Below are 16,833 nucleotides of genomic sequence, written 5' to 3'. Positions count from 1 at the left end.
AGGATTGCGTCCTGATATTGTCGCGGCAACCTAGGGAGGCCACATTGAAGCTAAGGCAGAAGTTCACTCGTGTTGGAAAGTTTGGGGTGGCGCTTTTTTTTATCGGCCCGTGTCTCGCGCTGGGAACGCGAGAATGGCTGACATACACGCTCGCATCTTTGCGCGGTAATATTCGGTCTGTGAGTGAAATTCCCGACGTTACTCTCTACCACGTCATAATCACGATCGGCGTCTTGGCATTTCTAGCTTCGATACCGATGATGATGATTGGGCGAGAGTATGTTGGCGAGGAGCAGCCACGCGACAACGGTATGTGGCGCTAGCTACCCCTGCACCCAATCCCAAAGCTCATCGATTTCTTTCGTCGTGAGCGATCCATCATCAGGCGTATTCGCCTCGACGTAACCATCCACCGCAGCCATGAGCTGCCATACAGACATCTCGTTGACTTGCTGAGGCGTGAAGCCGATCACAGCGCCGGTCCCGTAGAGCGCAGCAAATCTCAGCTTTCCGTTTGGGAGTTCGTCGAGCTGTTTTCCGTTTGATTTGCTGCGTCGCCCTCCCCCACCTTCTCCTCCGGTGCGCCGGTGAGACCAGCAGACAGAATGACCTGCGCGGGAATAAGATTCTCCATCGGCGGGCGGCCCTCAACATAACGGCGCGCCAGCTTCAAGGCTGGTGCTGGCTCCAATCCGCCACCGATCAGGCCCAGCCTGATAATGTTGGTGATGTCCTCAATCCGCCACGCGCCGCTGTGCAAACGTTGCAGAATGACATATGGGCCTGCGTCGCATTTTTCCTGAAGCTCTGCCAGTTGCCCCCAAGCAAGACGGAACGAGTACGTCCCGTCTGCCCAATCGAACGTAACAGTCGCATCCCGCATTATGGCGTGACCGGCGTAGTGACGCGGACCATCTCTCCGTCGCTCTGGAGCGAGACGTTGACCAACAATCGACTTGGATCATCACCTCGCCGCCGTCTACACAATCGATAAGCTCGGCCACATAATTGGAAGGGCCAATGCTGATATACGGCTTAGCCCATGTGGACTGTGGAATGTCCCCAATCCGAGCCCCAACAAGAGCGGTAACGGCTGGCGTAGCCTTGAGGCGCATAATGATGGCGCCCTGTAACTCGAGAACTGGATCAGCCACCCGAAGCCACCTCCTTCGCAGACTTGTTGATCGCCCGTGTGATGCGAGACTTGGTCCGTCGGCGGAGCGCTCGGTAAGAGACAAAGAAGAATGGTTGTGCTTTGGTGCCCGGATGCTGCGTACCGGGGAACTGGCCAGCATTTTCGTGCGCTTTGGTGGCGAACTCTACGAGGTGGGCATAGCGCACCTTGCTGTTCCCGGCGTAAATCGTGATCACGAGTTTGCCGTCAGCGGACTTCACGGTGGCAATCTTTTGGCTATATTTTGGAGCGTCGCCCCATGTCCAGCCAATCGAATCGCGAAGTTCGCCGCTATCGACGGCGACAAGCGATTTCATGAGGGCGACAATCTCGTCGGCGCCCTGCCCCATCGCCTCCTTGATGCGCTTTCCAGCAGCAGCCGGCAGTTTAGCAAGCTTACGGTTCAGTTTAGCGAGGCCTAGAATAGTCATCCCGCCTCCCCCTGCACCACCAGCAGTTCAATCCACTGATTGCGCTCGTCGATGTTGACCGCAGCCTTGATTGCGTAGACCACGCCAGACCGCTTATTCCGCGCCCGCCACGCGGGCGTGATGGTGCGCGTGCGTTCGTTGCTGCGGACGGTCATGGTGTAGGGCTGCAAGCCCTGAAGGCGACTGGCGATAACAGTCTCGCTACCGACGCGCGGCTCGAGGCGGGCTGGCTCCACGAATTGCTCCGCGAAGTCGACCACCACGCCGCCATACCCGTCATCACCCTCGACCTCGGCCTCAAAGCCGATGCGCTCACTCAGCGAGCCTGCGCCCGCCCTCTTGCGTTTTGGCATTAGGTCGATCCTTGGTGGGTTCAGCAGCCTTAGCCGCTATCGCAGCCGCAGCGCACTTGCGCGTGACGTTGTAGAGGCCAGCCTTATAGGCGATGGTGAAGCCTGGCTGGCGCCAGTCGAACGGTTCATGGAATCGGAGCCACATAGTCGTCCGCCACTGTTCGCCAGACACGCCACGGAGCCAGAAGCATCCGTACCGCTCGCGGAAGAACCGCGTCGCCCGTTGCCTTCGGGTCAGGCTCGCGCACCTCGTAGAGATCGCCGGTCACGAGAAGGATCGTCGCCCTTGTGCGGCTTGACGTGGTCACACGTCGTTGCCTCGGTAACATCCTCAATCGCCAAGCAGAACCGGCATAGCGGCTCGGCAGCAAGCTGCGCCAAACGTAAGCGCTGCCATCGTGCCGTCTTGTACATTCGACGGTAGAGCGCGGCTTCGGCCGAGCGACCGTAGGGATTGGGCATTGCGTCTCCCGATATGGACGCCATCGTGGTTGCGCAGTGTAGCCCGACTACCTACATACAGGACAGTGACCGACAGCCTGCAATATGCGGCTCAAGTAGCGTCGGCCATATCAAGGAGAAAAACCATGGCACAACCGCAAGGCGCTTCGGCGTCCGAACAGGCTTATGACGCCAAGACATTGGCCAAGAAGCATCGCATTTCCGTGGAAGAGGCAGCTAAAATCATCTCGGAACATGGTGCCGATCGTAAAGCATCTGACAAAGCTGCTCGTCGTATCGCAGCATAGCTCCGCAGCGGATCGGCAGCCGAAGCAACCAAGAAAAACAAAAGCGGCCCGCTCAACCCAATCCGGTAACAGATCAAGGCGAACGGGCCGCACGATCACCATGCAAGCGGAGGAGAACGCGCATGGGATTGGTTGCGGAGGTGAGATTTGAACTCACGGCCTCCAGCTTATGAGGCTGGCGAGCTACCGGGCTGCTCTACTCCACGTGATAGTTACGCCCGGCTCATCGCTGGCCGAGCGTCTGTCGCAATCTTTGTGCGTCCAGAACAGCTTGGAGCCTTTCGACCCCTTCACTGTTAAAGGTGGATGAGTGGAATTTTTCTTCCCTATCCCTCCGCTGCGTACATCGCCAATTCCAACGCGCGCTCGAAATTGTCGTTGGCAGCCCTTAGAAGTGAACGTCCGGCATCCACCGCATGGCGTCCCTTGTAGCCTCGAGCCTCCCCAAGTTGAGCCAGGCTCTTTGCTTCAACGGCGTCGGCAAGGATCCTGACGTCGCTATCGAGCATGCTCTCGAGCGCGATTTCGAATTGTCGCTTGTTCTCGCTCTCGACCGCGATATCCTCCCACGCCTGCGATCCCGTCTCGCCATTCTTGCCCTTGCGGCCGGCAATGAAGAGCTGACGCAACGCTGTAGGGCCAAATGGAAAACCATCGGGGCATTTCTTGATCTCGGGCATTACCGGCGTGTTTTCGATAGCCTTCGCAAGCATTGCACGCGCTTCCGCCTTAGAAATGGCGACGCGCACTTTCGAGCGAGTCTTCCGCTTCGGCTGCCTGGCCGTCTTTCCTTTTACCATCCATCGGTAGTGAGAATTGCTGCCCGTCTCGTCGATCTCTGCGCCCTTATCGCGAGCTGATTTCTCGTTGCATCCCAACATAGCGCCGACTGGCATTCTGATCTCAGTGTCGACCGCCTCCCCTAGCACGAGCTTCTGGCCCTTTTCTTTTTGGCTGCCGTCACTGAATCGCAGCGAGCCGATCCGGACGATGCATTTGTGCCGCTTGCCTTCATCATCCACGTACGAGCCGTATTCGACCGATCCACCGACTGGTATCGCGTGAATTTCCCTTTTGCCTTTCGCGCTAAGCATCGACGGCTCTGGACGCTCGCGCACCTCGATTTTCTCTACCGATTCCATGATCAACTGTATGCTCGGCTCATACTGCACCTCGCGCTCATTGCCGAAGCCATCTTCTGTCGGCACGTTGTCGTTGGCGGGCACAATTGACCAGTTGGTTGCCAGCGCGCTGAAGCCCTTCATCCTGACGCCACTGCCCTCAGCGGCGCCTGTTGGCCTGTTTCGGAATGCCAGCAAGCCGTTCATGGCGCCTAGATCTCTATGTCGTGGGGCTTCTGTCTTTGGCTTCTTTCCGAAGATCTCGCTGTCATTCGCAGGTGCCGTCTTATGCCATTTCTCGGTTGCTGCGCGGTGTTCGGCTGGTGTGCGGTATGACGGTGTGGCAGATGATGGCGCCTTGTCCCTGCGCCTGAATAGCGCCCCTGGGAACATCGGTGACAGGTAGTAGCCTGCGGCTGGGGTGATCGTCGTATTCATTTACGTCCCTCTCGCTGTTCGTATTTGCTGAGCGCTGCTTGGCCCTTGTCGCTCGGCACCAGGTAGAATTGGTCGTCACTGCCCTTGCGCCATGCCAACATTCCGCGGGACTTCAAAATCAATTCCGTCCTGTCGTTGATGCGCTGATGCACCGAGCTGCGTCCGCGATGAAGAAAATCAGCTTGCGATGGCGTTAGCCTTAGCTCTTGCGCTGGCCAGATAGATTTGGTCGCAGGCGTTTCTGGCGGTCTTGGATTATCGTTCGCTGGAGAGAGGGAACCCGCATCCATTACATGCGGGCGCATTGCGGCTAAGTCGTTTAGCCTTTCAAAGGCTGCCCGCTCATTTCGGGGTAGTATTTTGTCGTGTGCCATCGAAGGAGCCTGCCCCTTGCCAGGGAATGGCCCGCCAATATTCTCGACACGAAGTCTGATCATAACGCCTCCATATTTGGTCGGATGCGCTCCATACAGAGCCTTAGGATATCGTGTTCTGGGTCGGTTTCTGTGATCCACGCCCATTCGCCACAGCGTGAACCACACACATACTTTCCGAGAGAGGAGCAAAAACGGGTAGTCGATTTGTGAAATATTTTTTGGCCAAAAGAAAAGACCGGCTGAACGCCGGCCTTTTTCACTAGTGCTTTTCGTCGTCCCGGTTCGGGCACCGCTTCATGAACTTGTCGATTTTTGACCGGTCCCCTCGAAAGTGTTCAAGCACCTCCACTGCCACATGCAGGCTTACGGCATATTTCTGCTGTAGCTGCTCGACGGTGTACGGCTGCATTTCGTTCTCTGGCATCTGCATTCTCCTCATCTGCGAAATGCGGATGGGGTGATGTCGGTTCCGGGTTGTAATGAATATAGCCTTCTGCCGACCGCACGTTGCCCAGTTAAAATCATCATGAGAACCGTGCGCGCGGCACACCGCCCTGCACGGTTGCACGTGTAGGGGTATATATAAATATATACCCTACTAAACGTGCACCAACCGGGCAGCGCTGTGCAGGTGTCTCCGCCCGTATGTGCACAGTTACTGCACGGATAAATAATGCGCTATCCGTGCAGTATTAGAAGTTGAATTATAGATTAGAATTTGGTTGTGTCTCAATAGGTAAATCGAACCGAATCTTATGGGCAACATATGACCGAAGGCGACGCGAACACCCCTCCCTTACAGGCAAAGCAGTTCATGAAGAATCGGGCTGAAGTCGCCGAGATCGTCTACAAAGACTACAAGGAAATGCAGCGAGTGACATTTGATCTCGCGGGTCAATATGGTCGATGGTTGCTTGCAAGCCTCCTCCTAATCCACGGGGGAGCACTTTTTGGACTATTCACTTTCCTAAGCGAACTTGCAGACAAGCCGGACGCCTTGACGCGGTATCAGTTGACGGTGTGGTGGTTTGTATCTGGCCTCATGCTTACGCTTTTCGCAGGCCTGTTCACTTGGCTAAACTGGTCAATGAACAGCAACAATTACGAGGCTTGGGCCAACAAGGCTATGCTCTGGGATCCGGAAAAATGGACGGGTGACAATGTGCACACATGGGGTGTGAACTTTTGTTACTGGGCCGCCTTGGTTCTCGGCGTGTTGTCGTCATTCTGCATCATCGGAGGAGCCTATTCCACCCTCAATGGTAACTGGGTGCAGTCAGTATCGACTGCGCTTGTGTAACAATAAAGGCCGGGGCGAAATCGCGCCAACTTTCTTGTCGCTTGCAGTCCTGTCCATCCGTGGTCAGCGCGCAAGATAGTTGCCGATAGAAATGCGTCCTAGCGGGATTTGTTACGCAAAAAAACCGCCGCGGGATTTGTATTTAAAGTTGTTATTGCCAGAAAAATAGGTTGTATTAGCTATACGCGATTTGCGTTGTGTCCAACGCTTGGGGGAGTTATGGACGAGAAACTGCTTTACCAATATTCCAATGACAGGATCGACAGCAGACAGATTGACGAGTTAATTGGGCTTGCGCGAGGCTTAGTAGCTGACGGGCAAATCAATCAGGCTGAGGTCGAATTTCTTCAAAAGTGGTTAGTGGCAAATGGAAGTGTCAGCGACCACCCTCTGCTCTCTGTTCTTTACCGACGCGTGAATGAAATACTTCACGACGGCGTAGTCGACGAAGAGGAAAAGGCTGAGCTTCTCGACACACTCAACAGATTTTCCAATCGGGATTTTGAGCTTGGTGAGACGCTCAAATCAACTACATTGCCACTCTGCTCACCCGCTCCCACGTTGTCTTTCGAGGGGATGAATTATTGTTTCACGGGCACGTTCAACTACGGCCAGCGGAAAGCCTGCGAGAGCGCAGTCACAGTCAAGGGCGCTTCTGCTGGATCGCTGACGCAAAAAACCAATTTTCTAGTTATCGGCGTCTACGCAACCGACTCCTGGAAACACTCCTCCTTCGGCAACAAGATTTTGAAGGCCGCTGAAATGAGAGCCGAAGGCAGACCGATAAGGATCGTTTCGGAAGATCATTGGGTAAGGCATCTGTGAGGGCAGACGTATGGTTACGATGACCGATCAACTCCCTCTTGTAAGATGCCCTCATTGCTCGGTGGCGTCTCCACTACTAAGGCTAGTATGGTGTACCGCTGAAGGTGAAGGAACGCCCAGATCAGATGGACAAAATCGACGGGCTTGGGCCGCCTACGCTTGCTCCACATGCGGGGGCGTCGTCACGGCCGTCGCACGCGGGCCATACTTGAGGCAGTCTGCCGAAAAGGTTTTTCCAGCGCCAAAGACGGCGCATGAAGATATTCCAGACGTGGCGAGAAATTTCCTCCAACAAGCCTTCAACGTCCTCCACGCACCTGATGCCGCCGCAGTAATGGCGGGCAGCGCTGTAGACGCGATGCTGAAGAGTAAAGAATACGTCGAGGGCAGCTTGTACACCCGCATCGACCAAGCTTTAACGGATGGCGTTCTGACGCAGGGCATGGCAGACTGGGCGCATTCTGTAAGACTTGGATCGAATAGGCCAAGGCACGCTGACGAAAACAGTCCGCATGTCAGCTATGAAGAGGCAAAACAGTCTGTCGAGTTTGCTGAAGCTCTGGGAAACTTTTTGTTTGTCCTCACTGCAAGGATTGAGCGAGGCATAGCGGCTGCTCAAACAGCTGAATAACAAAAAAGGCCGGCGCATCTCTGCACCAGCCTTCTTTTGCTTCTCTGCGCCGCCAGTACATCCGTGGTCGACGATAAAGCCGCTGCGCTAACGCGCCGCCATGACCAATTTAACGGCCCGGCGCGAGCAAGGTTCCAGCATCACCAACCCTGACGACCATACCAGTCGTCGATGTCCTTCTTGGTCTGGTCCTTCGCATAGCCATAGCGCTCCTGGATTTTGCCTTCCAGCTGCTCGCGCTTGCCATTGATGACATCAAGGTCGTCGTCGGTGAGTTTGCCCCACTGCTCCTTAACCTTGCCCTTCATCTGCTTCCAGTTACCTTCTACGCGGTTCCAATCCATTGATATGTCTCCTCTTTGTTGTGTGAGGAGAAAACGCAAGGTGGCGCAAATGGTTCCCCGATTAGTGAGAACCGCGATCAAAGCCGCCGCAGACGAGACAAAAAAAGCCGCCAGCCCCGTAAGGCCGACGGCTTTATTTTTTACCACCAAAATGGTGGTTTTCGCTTGCGAGACCACCAAAATGGTGGCATAAAGAAATCACCGAAGCAAACCCGCTTCGGCAACCCGACTGGAGGATACCATGAGCATCAAGCTCACCGTCCAAGTCCGGTTCGGCAAGTGGAGAGTAACGATCTCCATCGGCCGTTAAACTGGGGGCCGGAGGGGCTGCAACCTCTCCGGTTCCCCAAGATAACAAAAGGGAGTGTGGAATTCAATGTTTGAGAACCTGAAGAGCCTCCAATTGCTGCGCGTCCAAACTGGACTCTCACAGAGGGCATTCGCAAAAATGATGGGCGTTCCGCTTCGCACTTACGAGAACCTCGAGAGTGGTCGCACGCCTACTCGGGAAGTACACCTTCAAGCCGCAAGGATGGCGTTAGTTCAAATGTATGCGACCTATCCAACTAAATGCTCTGTCGGCGTTCCACTGGAGACTTTGGTTCATCAGACTTTGATTGTGAGCGCTGGTGCGCCAGAAGAAGTCGACGACTAAGCCGCCCTCACAAACACCGCCAACTCGCGCCGCACAGGATCCCGTTCCTCACGCTCGACGAGTGCGCCTTCACGCATCAGGGCGGACACAAGGCTGGACGCCCGCTTGCGCTGCACGTTGTCGTCCAAATCCAGCCCCACAGCGTACGCTACAGCGCTTCCGACCCAGTTCTTGGCCTTCGGTGACTTCTTGAAGTCGGACGCGCTTACAGCCGCCAGAATGGACGCACGTTGGTCTTCCGTCAGGTCTCCCGCTACTTCCTCGGAGCTCGGCCAATGCCACTCCGTAACTACCGGCGCGAAGTCCTGCGGCTGCGCAAGGCCCACAGCTCCGATATCGTGATAATCGATCCAGTCGAATTCCGTAGATCGCCAGCGTCAACCTGTGTCTTCCGCCAATGATATTTTCGATTGTATGGTTCTATCATTGGATGAGATGGCAACAAAATGACTGTCAGAGATCTTCGTCCGTGTCTCCGCTATCCATGTAGCGGAACTTCCAATCACCCGGCGCAAGGTCTAGGAGAGATCCCAAAGGGGTCTGATTACGCTCAGCAGGGTCTCGCCCCTGAACTGTTATGTGCACGGTAATTGGCCACTGTATATCGACGTCGAAAAACATTGCCTTTGCTAGAGCTACCATAGCTTCATCGACGCTCATTCCGAGTGTATCCCTCAGGAAGATTGCACATACATCGGCGTCACCCTCAACACTGTCGGCGTCTGTGTCTGTCACAATCGATACTTCAAACGTCACGCTGGACCTCTCGCTGCTGATGGCTCTGGATCAGCGCCTTGACATCATCTTGAGATATCGGTGGAAACGTAGGACGCATCTTTCTTTGATACCATTCCGGGCCTGATGGGCGATTGTCTGTGAGGTCAAACTTTTCGAGAACCCTCCAAGCGACTATCTTGATGCGATCAAAGCGCTCATATGCCGTGACGCTTTCGCCGGAATTGACATAGTAAAGCGCCCACGTCGGCGCACAATCCTCGTCACCATCAAACCAGGCCATTTTCGCCTCAATTGGAGCGACATCTTTATCAATATGACGACAGTGCTTTGACGTGTTGGCGATAGCCATAAACATCAGAAAATCGGGGTACTCGTCCAGAAAGATCCGCTTATCTCCGGTGAGTGCCGCTGTGGCCACCCAATCGACAAACGCGGATATCGAAATGCACGCATTTATCGCTGCGAAGCCTAACGGTTCCTTCTCGTCGGGATTTCGACGCTGTAAGTCTTGAAAGACTTCTACGTCCCAAAAGAGCTTTGACCACATTTCATAGGCATCTTTGACAACTACCGTATGAAGATGCGCAGCTCTGCTGCGTTTCTCTTGCATGATTCTACCAGCTCCAATCGAGCGCAGAATGCAATGCGTTAAGCCGGGAGGGAAGATTACATTACAGAATCTGTTTACTCGACCCGGGGCTACTCGGGTTGGGTATTGGCGCCCCATCGTGAGGAGATTGGCTTGGTACTACCCGTTTGGCGGGCGCATGTAGGTTCTGGGTTAATGTCACACGCCCTCCAGAGGAAGGAAGTCGTCGCTTGCGGTAAGAACCAACGGAATGCCTATCACGTCACCCGGCCCATTGATCCGGTCGATGCCTAGCGCGATGGCCAGCCTTTCGAGCTTTTTCATGCCGCGTTCCTGCATCCCTTGATCGTCGTCGCTCTGCACGCAGATAGCGTACGGCTCTGTTACGCCGTCATGGGTCTCCATGTCCAGTCGAAGCCAGTCTGAGCCGTCGTCATCGTCGTGCTCAATGTAGCTCGCCACAACTGTCATCACGCGGTCCCCAGACGCACGGGCCGGGGCGGCCGCCAGGCCCGACCCCGTGCCCGTTGCGGATGTTTCTTTTACTTTGTCTCTGGCTGTAGCCGAGCCAAGTAAAAGAGTTTGCTCCCGCGGCTGTAGGACACTAGGAAATTTTGCGTCCTGTGACGGTAGGACGATCTCGTCCCGCGGCTGTAGGACGCTTGATTTTGTTTCGTCCTGCGACGGTAGGACGCTAGTAGTGTCCGGCGACTGTAGGACGCGAAAATTCGGATGGTATTCGGAGGGCCGTTTGCCAGAACCCATGACACGGGTGAAATATCCCCAGGCGACAAGATCTTCTGTTGCGCTTGCGACGCTGCCCCTCGTGAGGCCAGTGGCTTGCCGCAAGAAACTAACGCTGGCGCGTGCGTTGCCATGCTTCTGGTAATAGCGCTTGAGAATGTGGCGCGCGGTCTTGATGTGGATGAGCCGCACGCGCTCATCGTCGATGATGGCTCCTAAGAGTTCTATACGGTCGACGGGACCGCCAGCGTGATCAAGCTTGCTCATATTTAGCCATCCGTAGTGGGTTTGTGCTTTAATCACATACCTCCTGCCGGCATTACGCCGGCAGGAATTTGAGAATGTGAGTGGCATTATGGAGCTTCTGGGTCGGTCAAGCTCGCCACACGCTCAGCAGCTTCTTTGAACTTTTGAGGAAGTTCACATCCCCGCTTCTCGGCTCGACGGAGTATCCCGGAACACGCTTTCGGGCTCAAAAAGAACCGACGGCCCACTTCGCTGTCCGGCTGGAGGACGTTCTTTAAGCTCTGAACAGACGCATCGTTAGGCCATTCCTCAACATTGATCCGGCCAGTAAGTCCCCGAGGAATGGTCTTTTTGTCGAAAGTCCAAACCTTCACAGCCCCATCATCTTGCGTGAAACTTGGGGGGGTACCCCATATATCAACGGGCTCCCGATCGATCTGTTGAAAGTGCTCATCGGCGAACAGCGATCCTGTTGACGTAGTATTCTCGTTGCGATTGGTCATAGCTTCTCCTCTCGCCGGCAGCGCCGGACGTTGAATATTGTGGTAGCCGGTGGTGGTTGGGTTAGGCGACGCCGTGCGTCAGGTGATCAAGGAACGCTTCCCGCTTCTCTTTTGACCTTAGGTCTATCGAGGCGAGACTGACGCGCGAAGCGGTACATACAGCGGTCGATCCGTCCCTAAATGTGAGCTCGGGATTGCCGTCGACGAAGTTTATGATCTTGCCTTTTATGCTGACGCCGGTGACCGCGTGATACACAACATCATTACCGATACCGTATTGCTTGAACGGGTCGATCATGCCGGCCCCCTCGCACGAGCATTGTCATTGGCGTGATCGTAGACGGCCGTTCGACGCGAACTGCGAAGCCAATCGTCCAGGTCGCTGGTTTCGTATTGCACGCGGCCTCCGGTTTTCATGTAAACCGGGCCTGTGCCGTTTAGGCGCGTCTTATTAAGCCAGGACGGCGACATCCTGAGGTAGATTGCTGCCTCGGTAGTGTTCAATCGCATGGTGACTCCTCAGTCCCAGACGGAATCTGGGCGCGAAATGGATCGATGATTTTTGAGAAGGTTCGGTTGCCGACTGATGCCGGGTTAGGTTGACGGCGATAAACGCCGGTGAGCCAGTCTTCCTGGCGCTGCGTCTTGGCGGGCACCACCCCACCAATGTCGAAACACCACAATTTCGACAACACGAATATAGACGCGTTTTACAAATTTTTCGACTGATTTATTTGTCCGCGGCAGCAATAAGTAATTTGACTGCGTTTGTAAAAAATTCCGTTTTTGTCATCGGGTCGCCAGCGCTGTCACGAAATCTGGTACAACTAGTAGTACAACATCCCTTGTCAACGGCATATTTTGCAGACTAGTGGGTCCAATCGATCATCGGGGCCACGGCAAAGATTTTTTCGCCGTTTGCAAGCGCTTGTCTGTACATGAATTAACCTCTTTGCGGCGGCTTCTACAGCAAAGGACCGCAAAAAGCCAGTTTTGCAGCTGCGGTCATTTTGAACTGGAAATCGCCCAGGAATCGGGGGACAAGACTTGCAGTTCTAAAAAAGACGACAGGAAACCCCATGGCCGCCACCGTCATTCCAGTTCCAGAACCCGTTCTTCTGCCTGTAGAGGGCACAAACGAGATGTTCCCCGTGCGGCGGGTCTATTGTGTCGGCCGCAATTATGCCGATCACGCCATCGAGATGGGCCACGATCCTTCAAGGGAACCGCCGTTTTATTTCCAGAAAAATCCGGACAACCTTCTGCCTGCGGGTCAGGATTTCCCCTACCCTTCGCTGTCGTCGAACGTGCATTACGAAGTCGAATGCGTCGTGGTGTTGAAAAGCGGAGGTGCGGATATTCTGGCAAGCGATGCGCTAGGCCACGTCTGGGGTTACGCGGTTGGCATCGATATGACACGCCGCGACCTTCAGGATGGTTTGAAGAAGATGGGACGCTCGTGGGAGGGCGCAAAAGCGTTCGAATATTCCGCGCCGGTCTCCGCCATCGTTCCCGCAGACAAGATCGGCCATCCGTCGACCGGTGCGATCTGGCTCGATGTCAATGGTGAGCGCAAGCAAACAGGCGATCTTGCGCAGATGATCTGGAAAGTGCCGGAAGTGATTGCCGAGCTTTCCAAGCTGTTCACGCTTGCCGCTGGCGATGTCATCATGACCGGCACGCCCGCGGGCGTCGGCCCTATCGTGCGCGGCGATCGGATCGAGTGTGGTGTAGACGGTGTCGGCACTCTGTCCGTTACGGTCGCCTGATCGCTATCGGCGCATAATCCAAAGGGAGAGAACCGCCATGCCGCTTTATCGCCTCGCAGATCGGGTGCCGCAGACCCCTGCCCCGGATCGCTACTGGGTCGCACCCGATGCGAATGTCATTGGCTCGGTGATACTTGCCGAGGATGTCGGCATCTGGTTCGGCGCGACGCTGCGCGGCGATAATGATCCAATCAGCATCGGTCGCGGCACCAATATTCAGGACGGCGTGATGGTGCACAGCGATCTCGGTTTTGCCGCCACGATCGGCGAAATGTGCACCATCGGCCACCACGCCATCATCCACGGCTGCACCATCGGCGACAATTCGCTCGTCGGCATGGGCGCAACGATCCTGAACGGCGCAAAGATCGGCCGCAACTGCCTGGTCGGCGCCAATGCGCTGGTGACGGAGGGCAAGGAGTTTCCAGACAATTCCCTGATCGTCGGATCGCCGGCGCGTGCCGTCCGAACGCTGGATGACGAGGCCGCCGCCAGCATCCGCCGCTCGGCGGAAAATTACATCGAAAACTGGAAGCGTTTTTCGAAGGATCTGGAAGTCATCGAAGAATGACGGATGGCGGGCAAGAACGCCCGCTGTCGCCAAACGGTGTTACCCCGCGCAGACGGCACACAGACCACGAATTTCGATAGTGGTCTTTTCCGCCTTGAACTTGCTGTCCTTGACCCAGCGCTCGAGGCGATGGTCGATCTCGTGATCGTGGAACTCATTCACCTGGCCGCAGGATTCGCAAATGGCAAAGGCGACCGTGCCATGATGATGCGAGCAGCATTCGGCTTGCGTATGGGTGCAGGCAACAAAGGCGTTGAGACTTTCAAGCCGGTGCACGAGACCATATTCCACCAGCTTTTCCAACGCCCGGTAGACCTGCAGCGGCGCGCGAAAACCATCGTCGCGCAGCTTGTCGAGGATCACATAGGCGCTGAGAGGCGCATGCGCATTCGACAGGGCATTCATGACCAGCGACTGGTTTTTGGTAAGGTTCTGCGCATTCATGACTTGCCTCCTTCATCTGCGGAGCGGGAAAAACCCGGTGCCGGCAACAGGCTTATAACGAACAGGATCACGGCGGCAACCACGATGGACGGTCCCGATGGCGTGTCGTAACTCAGCGATCCGAACAGGCCGCCAACGACGGCAACCGCTCCGATCAGAGATGCGACCACAGCCATCACCTCAGGCGTGGAAGAAAAACGTCTGGCTGTCGCCGCCGGTATGATGAGCAGCGATGTGATCAACATGATGCCGACCACCTTCATGGCGATGGCAATCACCAGCGCCATCAACAGCGTGAAGATGAGCTTGGCGCGTTCCGGGTTCAACCCCTCGGCCTCGGCCAACTCGGTATTGACTGTGGAGGCCAGCAGAGATCGCCACAGGAACACCATGGAAACCACCACCACCAGCCCGCCGCCCCAGATCAGCGCGATATCGCTGCGGGTAACGGCCAGAATATCCCCGAACAGGAAGGAGACGAGATCGATGCGCACCCAGCTCATGAAGGCAACGATGACGAGACCGATCGCCAGCGCCGAATGAGAGAGTATGCCGAGGAGCGCATCGGCGGAAAGCGCCTGCCGCCGTTGCAGAAAAATCAGCAGGATCGAAACCGCCGAGGCTACAAGAAAGACGCTGACGATGAGGTTGATCTGCAACAGCAGCGACAGCGCAACGCCAAGCAGTGCCGAATGGGCCATCGTATCGCCGAAATATGCCATGCGCCGCCACACAACGAAGCAGCCAAGGGGACCGGCGGTGAGCGCAACACCGATGCCGGCGATCATGGCGCGAACGAAGAAATCGTCAAACATGCCGCTCTCCCTGCTGGTGGCTTGAAGTGGCATGTCCGTCATGCTCGTGGCCGCAGCCGCAGTCCCCGTGGTCATGATTATGGTCGTGATGCTGCTCATGCGCATGATGATGGCCATCATCGGGGTGGCAATGTTCGGTCACCGAACCATCCGCGTGCTGCACCCGGCCATCGGGCAGATGGGTGTGGTCGTGATGGTGGCTGTAAACAGCAAGCGCCTTGGCGGCCGACCCACCAAAAAGCCGCATATACTCCGGGCTCTGGCTCACCGCCTGCGGCGTTCCCCGGCAGCAGACATGGCCGTTCAGGCATATTACGGTATCGGTTTCCGCCATTACCACATGCAAGTCATGCGAGATTAACAGAATTCCGCAATTGTTTGAATTCCTGATATTTTTTATCAAATCATAAAGCGCGATCTCCCCGGAGAAATCAACGCCCTGCACGGGCTCGTCGAGAACCAGCAGATCGGGCTTGCTCGCAATGGCGCGGGCAAGAAGCGCCCGCTGGAACTCTCCGCCAGAAAGATGCTGCACCTCCGCGTTTGCCAGATGCGCGATACCCGTGGCGTTCAGCGCCGCGTCGATTTCGCGCGCGGGAAGCGGCCCGGTCAGCGTCATCAACCGGCGCACAGAAAGCGGCATGGTCCAGTCGACCGAAAGCTTCTGCGGCACATACCCGACCCTCAGACCGGCAATGCGCGATACCGCGCCTTCGCTCGGCTTCAAGACACCGATCGCCATTTTCGCGCTGGTTGATTTGCCCGAACCGTTCGGCCCGATCAACGTGACGATCTCACCCTTGCTGACGGAAAACTCCACGCCGCGCACGAGCCAGCGACCGTTGCGCTGCACGCCGGCATTGGAAAGTGACACCAGTATCTCTTTGCCCGCATGGGCGGAATGAAGCATGGGATTGTCCGATCGGCGATGTTGCTTACCGCTATCGCATACGTTATAGAGTTACGCAATAAATGTAATAACATAACTATACTTCTTCAAGTGGAGTGCATTTCATGAGATCGTTCGTGATCCCGCTCATGGCATCGGTAGCAATAGCGGCGGCCGCCTCCGGCGCCACCGCCGCCCCAAATGTCGTGGTCTCGATCAAGCCTGTCCATTCCCTCGTCGCGGCAATCATGCGTGGCGTGGGCGAACCGCAACTCATTGTCGACGGCGCCGCCTCACCGCATACCTATAATCTGCGGCCTTCCAATGCCCGCACGCTGGAAAAGGCCGATCTGGTCTTCTGGGTCGGGCCTGGACTGGAGGCATTTCTGCAGAAGCCGCTGGAGGCGTTGACCAGCAAGGCAACAGTGGTCGAACTGGAAGACGCCAAGGGGCTGGAAAAGCTTCCCTTCCGCGAAGGCGGCCCTTTCGAGGCGCATGACGATGGCGAAGAGGCCCATGGAGAACATGCCGGCCATTCGGACAGCGAAGACGCTCATGATCATGATCATGCGCACGATGACGGCGACCATGAACACGGCGCGTACGACACTCATCTGTGGCTCGATCCGGCCAACGCCAAGGCCATGGCCCAGACGATAGAAACCGCGCTGATTGCCGCCGATGCCGGCAATGCGGAAACCTATCAGGCCAATACGAAGAAACTGATCGACGATCTCGATGCGCTCGACAGCGAAATTGCCGAAACGGTCAAGCCTGTGAGGGACAAGCCCTTCATCGTCTTCCACGATGCCTATCAATATTTCGAGCATCGCTACGGCGTAAAAACGGCGGGATCGATCACCGTCAGCCCCGAAACCCTGCCCGGTGCCGATCGCGTCAGGGAGATGCAGGAAAAGGTTCGCCAACTTGGCGCGACCTGCGTTTTTGCCGAACCGCAATTCGAGCCGAAACTGATCTCCGTCATAACCGAAGGCACGGCGGCAAAGTCTGCGACGCTCGATCCCGAAGCGGCCACGCTTGAACCGGGTCCTGATCTCTACTTCAAGATGATGCGCGGCATCGCCGACTCGCTGAAGGATTGCCTGTCCTGATCCGCACAGGCGTTC

General features: G+C 56.0%; 25 protein-coding genes, 1 tRNA gene and 1 pseudogene. 8 read left to right on the top strand and 19 right to left on the bottom strand.

Going from position 1 to position 16,833, the window contains the following annotated elements; translation table 11 throughout:
* Positions 1 to 502 precede the first annotated feature (502 nt).
* The 5 genes and pseudogenes from ACQZ63_RS19290 to ACQZ63_RS19270 all read right to left on the bottom strand — a co-directional run bounded on the left by ACQZ63_RS19290 (position 503) and on the right by ACQZ63_RS19270 (position 2,266).
* Entirely contained in the window at positions 503 to 883 is a 381-nt protein-coding gene (locus ACQZ63_RS19290) for a gene transfer agent family protein (RefSeq protein WP_448799360.1), read from the bottom strand.
* 100 nt (positions 884 to 983) lie between these two features.
* A pseudogene (gp17, locus tag ACQZ63_RS19285) lies at positions 984 to 1,115 on the bottom strand (tail completion protein gp17); the annotation flags it as partial.
* 31 nt (positions 1,116 to 1,146) lie between these two features.
* Positions 1,147 to 1,605 carry an HK97 gp10 family phage protein gene (locus tag ACQZ63_RS19280; protein ID WP_448799359.1) on the bottom strand — a complete coding sequence of 153 codons (459 nt, stop codon included), beginning with the start codon at positions 1,603 to 1,605 and terminating at the stop codon, positions 1,147 to 1,149.
* Positions 1,602 to 1,958, bottom strand: coding sequence for a head-tail adaptor protein (locus tag ACQZ63_RS19275; protein ID WP_112401373.1), 357 nt, complete (start codon positions 1,956 to 1,958; stop codon positions 1,602 to 1,604). Before ACQZ63_RS19275 ends, ACQZ63_RS19280 begins: the two co-directional genes overlap by 4 nt.
* A gap of 125 nt (positions 1,959 to 2,083) precedes the next feature.
* Positions 2,084 to 2,266: a hypothetical protein gene (locus ACQZ63_RS19270; RefSeq protein ID WP_448799358.1), complete on the bottom strand. Its 183-nt coding sequence runs from the start codon at positions 2,264 to 2,266 to the stop codon at positions 2,084 to 2,086.
* Positions 2,267 to 2,545: 279 nt separating this feature from the next.
* On the opposite strand from ACQZ63_RS19270, the gene ACQZ63_RS19265 reads away from it, so the two are divergent.
* Positions 2,546 to 2,707 (top strand): hypothetical protein, encoded by a 162-nt coding sequence (locus ACQZ63_RS19265; protein WP_003515865.1) that lies wholly within the window; start codon positions 2,546 to 2,548, stop codon positions 2,705 to 2,707.
* 129 nt (positions 2,708 to 2,836) lie between these two features.
* On the opposite strand, the gene ACQZ63_RS19260 is transcribed toward ACQZ63_RS19265, so the two are convergent.
* The 4 genes from ACQZ63_RS19260 to ACQZ63_RS19245 all read right to left on the bottom strand — a co-directional run bounded on the left by ACQZ63_RS19260 (position 2,837) and on the right by ACQZ63_RS19245 (position 5,067).
* A tRNA-Met gene (locus ACQZ63_RS19260) sits at positions 2,837 to 2,913 on the bottom strand.
* 120 nt (positions 2,914 to 3,033) lie between these two features.
* Positions 3,034 to 4,266, bottom strand: a complete 1,233-nt coding sequence (locus ACQZ63_RS19255) for a hypothetical protein (protein WP_448799357.1) — start codon at positions 4,264 to 4,266, stop codon at positions 3,034 to 3,036.
* Entirely contained in the window at positions 4,263 to 4,703 is a 441-nt protein-coding gene (locus ACQZ63_RS19250; RefSeq protein WP_448799356.1) for a hypothetical protein, read from the bottom strand. Before ACQZ63_RS19250 ends, ACQZ63_RS19255 begins: the two co-directional genes overlap by 4 nt.
* Before the next feature lie 199 nt (positions 4,704 to 4,902).
* On the bottom strand, positions 4,903 to 5,067 hold the full coding sequence (locus ACQZ63_RS19245) for a hypothetical protein (protein ID WP_168165004.1): 165 nt from the start codon (positions 5,065 to 5,067) through the stop codon (positions 4,903 to 4,905).
* 342 nt (positions 5,068 to 5,409) lie between these two features.
* Between ACQZ63_RS19245 and ACQZ63_RS19240 the strand changes: the two genes are divergently transcribed.
* From ACQZ63_RS19240 to ACQZ63_RS19230, 3 genes are all read left to right on the top strand, one after another.
* Complete coding sequence (locus ACQZ63_RS19240; RefSeq protein WP_448799355.1) at positions 5,410 to 5,943, top strand: hypothetical protein; 534 nt, start codon at positions 5,410 to 5,412, stop codon at positions 5,941 to 5,943.
* Positions 5,944 to 6,162: 219 nt separating this feature from the next.
* A complete protein-coding gene (locus ACQZ63_RS19235) occupies positions 6,163 to 6,768 on the top strand; it encodes a BRCT domain-containing protein (RefSeq protein WP_448799354.1) in 606 nt (201 codons plus the stop codon).
* A 208-nt stretch (positions 6,769 to 6,976) separates the two neighbouring features.
* Positions 6,977 to 7,399: a DUF4145 domain-containing protein gene (locus ACQZ63_RS19230; RefSeq protein WP_448799353.1), complete on the top strand. Its 423-nt coding sequence runs from the start codon at positions 6,977 to 6,979 to the stop codon at positions 7,397 to 7,399.
* Positions 7,400 to 7,539: 140 nt separating this feature from the next.
* Here the strand turns inward: ACQZ63_RS19230 and ACQZ63_RS19225 are convergent, their stop codons facing one another.
* Positions 7,540 to 7,743: a CsbD family protein gene (locus ACQZ63_RS19225; protein WP_019567253.1), complete on the bottom strand. Its 204-nt coding sequence runs from the start codon at positions 7,741 to 7,743 to the stop codon at positions 7,540 to 7,542.
* Positions 7,744 to 8,119: 376 nt separating this feature from the next.
* On the opposite strand from ACQZ63_RS19225, the gene ACQZ63_RS19220 reads away from it, so the two are divergent.
* Positions 8,120 to 8,398 (top strand): helix-turn-helix domain-containing protein, encoded by a 279-nt coding sequence (locus ACQZ63_RS19220; RefSeq protein WP_173996764.1) that lies wholly within the window; start codon positions 8,120 to 8,122, stop codon positions 8,396 to 8,398.
* Here the strand turns inward: ACQZ63_RS19220 and ACQZ63_RS19215 are convergent.
* From ACQZ63_RS19215 to ACQZ63_RS19190, 6 genes are all read right to left on the bottom strand, one after another.
* Entirely contained in the window at positions 8,395 to 8,526 is a 132-nt protein-coding gene (locus ACQZ63_RS19215; protein ID WP_448799352.1) for a hypothetical protein, read from the bottom strand. The two genes, ACQZ63_RS19220 and ACQZ63_RS19215, sit on opposite strands and share 4 nt — an antisense overlap.
* 617 nt (positions 8,527 to 9,143) lie before the next feature.
* On the bottom strand, positions 9,144 to 9,746 hold the full coding sequence (locus ACQZ63_RS19210; protein ID WP_448799350.1) for a hypothetical protein: 603 nt from the start codon (positions 9,744 to 9,746) through the stop codon (positions 9,144 to 9,146).
* 177 nt (positions 9,747 to 9,923) lie between these two features.
* Complete coding sequence (locus ACQZ63_RS19205; RefSeq protein WP_448799349.1) at positions 9,924 to 10,736, bottom strand: hypothetical protein; 813 nt, start codon at positions 10,734 to 10,736, stop codon at positions 9,924 to 9,926.
* 86 nt (positions 10,737 to 10,822) lie between these two features.
* Positions 10,823 to 11,218, bottom strand: coding sequence for a hypothetical protein (locus ACQZ63_RS19200; RefSeq protein WP_448799348.1), 396 nt, complete (start codon positions 11,216 to 11,218; stop codon positions 10,823 to 10,825).
* A 61-nt stretch (positions 11,219 to 11,279) separates the two neighbouring features.
* Entirely contained in the window at positions 11,280 to 11,516 is a 237-nt protein-coding gene (locus tag ACQZ63_RS19195; protein ID WP_448799347.1) for a hypothetical protein, read from the bottom strand.
* A complete protein-coding gene (locus tag ACQZ63_RS19190) occupies positions 11,513 to 11,728 on the bottom strand; it encodes a helix-turn-helix domain-containing protein (protein ID WP_448799346.1) in 216 nt (71 codons plus the stop codon). The genes ACQZ63_RS19195 and ACQZ63_RS19190 overlap by 4 nt, the downstream gene beginning before the upstream one ends.
* Before the next feature lie 569 nt (positions 11,729 to 12,297).
* On the opposite strand from ACQZ63_RS19190, the gene ACQZ63_RS19185 reads away from it, so the two are divergent.
* Positions 12,298 to 12,987: a fumarylacetoacetate hydrolase family protein gene (locus ACQZ63_RS19185; RefSeq protein ID WP_003515271.1), complete on the top strand. Its 690-nt coding sequence runs from the start codon at positions 12,298 to 12,300 to the stop codon at positions 12,985 to 12,987.
* 37 nt (positions 12,988 to 13,024) lie between these two features.
* Positions 13,025 to 13,558 (top strand): gamma carbonic anhydrase family protein, encoded by a 534-nt coding sequence (locus ACQZ63_RS19180; RefSeq protein ID WP_113555803.1) that lies wholly within the window; start codon positions 13,025 to 13,027, stop codon positions 13,556 to 13,558.
* Positions 13,559 to 13,597: 39 nt separating this feature from the next.
* On the opposite strand, the gene zur is transcribed toward ACQZ63_RS19180, so the two are convergent.
* From zur to znuC, 3 genes are read right to left on the bottom strand one after another with little or no spacing between them, the layout of a single operon-like run.
* Positions 13,598 to 14,002 carry a zinc uptake transcriptional repressor Zur gene (zur, locus tag ACQZ63_RS19175; RefSeq protein WP_113555802.1) on the bottom strand — a complete coding sequence of 135 codons (405 nt, stop codon included), beginning with the start codon at positions 14,000 to 14,002 and terminating at the stop codon, positions 13,598 to 13,600.
* Positions 13,999 to 14,817, bottom strand: coding sequence for a zinc ABC transporter permease subunit ZnuB (gene znuB, locus ACQZ63_RS19170; RefSeq protein ID WP_113555801.1), 819 nt, complete (start codon positions 14,815 to 14,817; stop codon positions 13,999 to 14,001). Before znuB ends, zur begins: the two co-directional genes overlap by 4 nt.
* Complete coding sequence (znuC, locus tag ACQZ63_RS19165; RefSeq protein ID WP_113555800.1) at positions 14,810 to 15,727, bottom strand: zinc ABC transporter ATP-binding protein ZnuC; 918 nt, start codon at positions 15,725 to 15,727, stop codon at positions 14,810 to 14,812. Before znuC ends, znuB begins: the two co-directional genes overlap by 8 nt.
* Positions 15,728 to 15,831: 104 nt before the next feature.
* Between znuC and znuA the strand changes: the two genes are divergently transcribed.
* Positions 15,832 to 16,818 carry a zinc ABC transporter substrate-binding protein ZnuA gene (gene znuA, locus ACQZ63_RS19160; RefSeq protein WP_111783052.1) on the top strand — a complete coding sequence of 329 codons (987 nt, stop codon included), beginning with the start codon at positions 15,832 to 15,834 and terminating at the stop codon, positions 16,816 to 16,818.
* The last annotated feature ends 15 nt before the right edge of the window (positions 16,819 to 16,833 follow it).

The organism is Agrobacterium sp. CG160-95, assembly GCF_053521725.1.
Note: the sequence above shows the minus strand (reverse complement) of the source record. Positions and strands in the feature narration are given on the sequence as shown.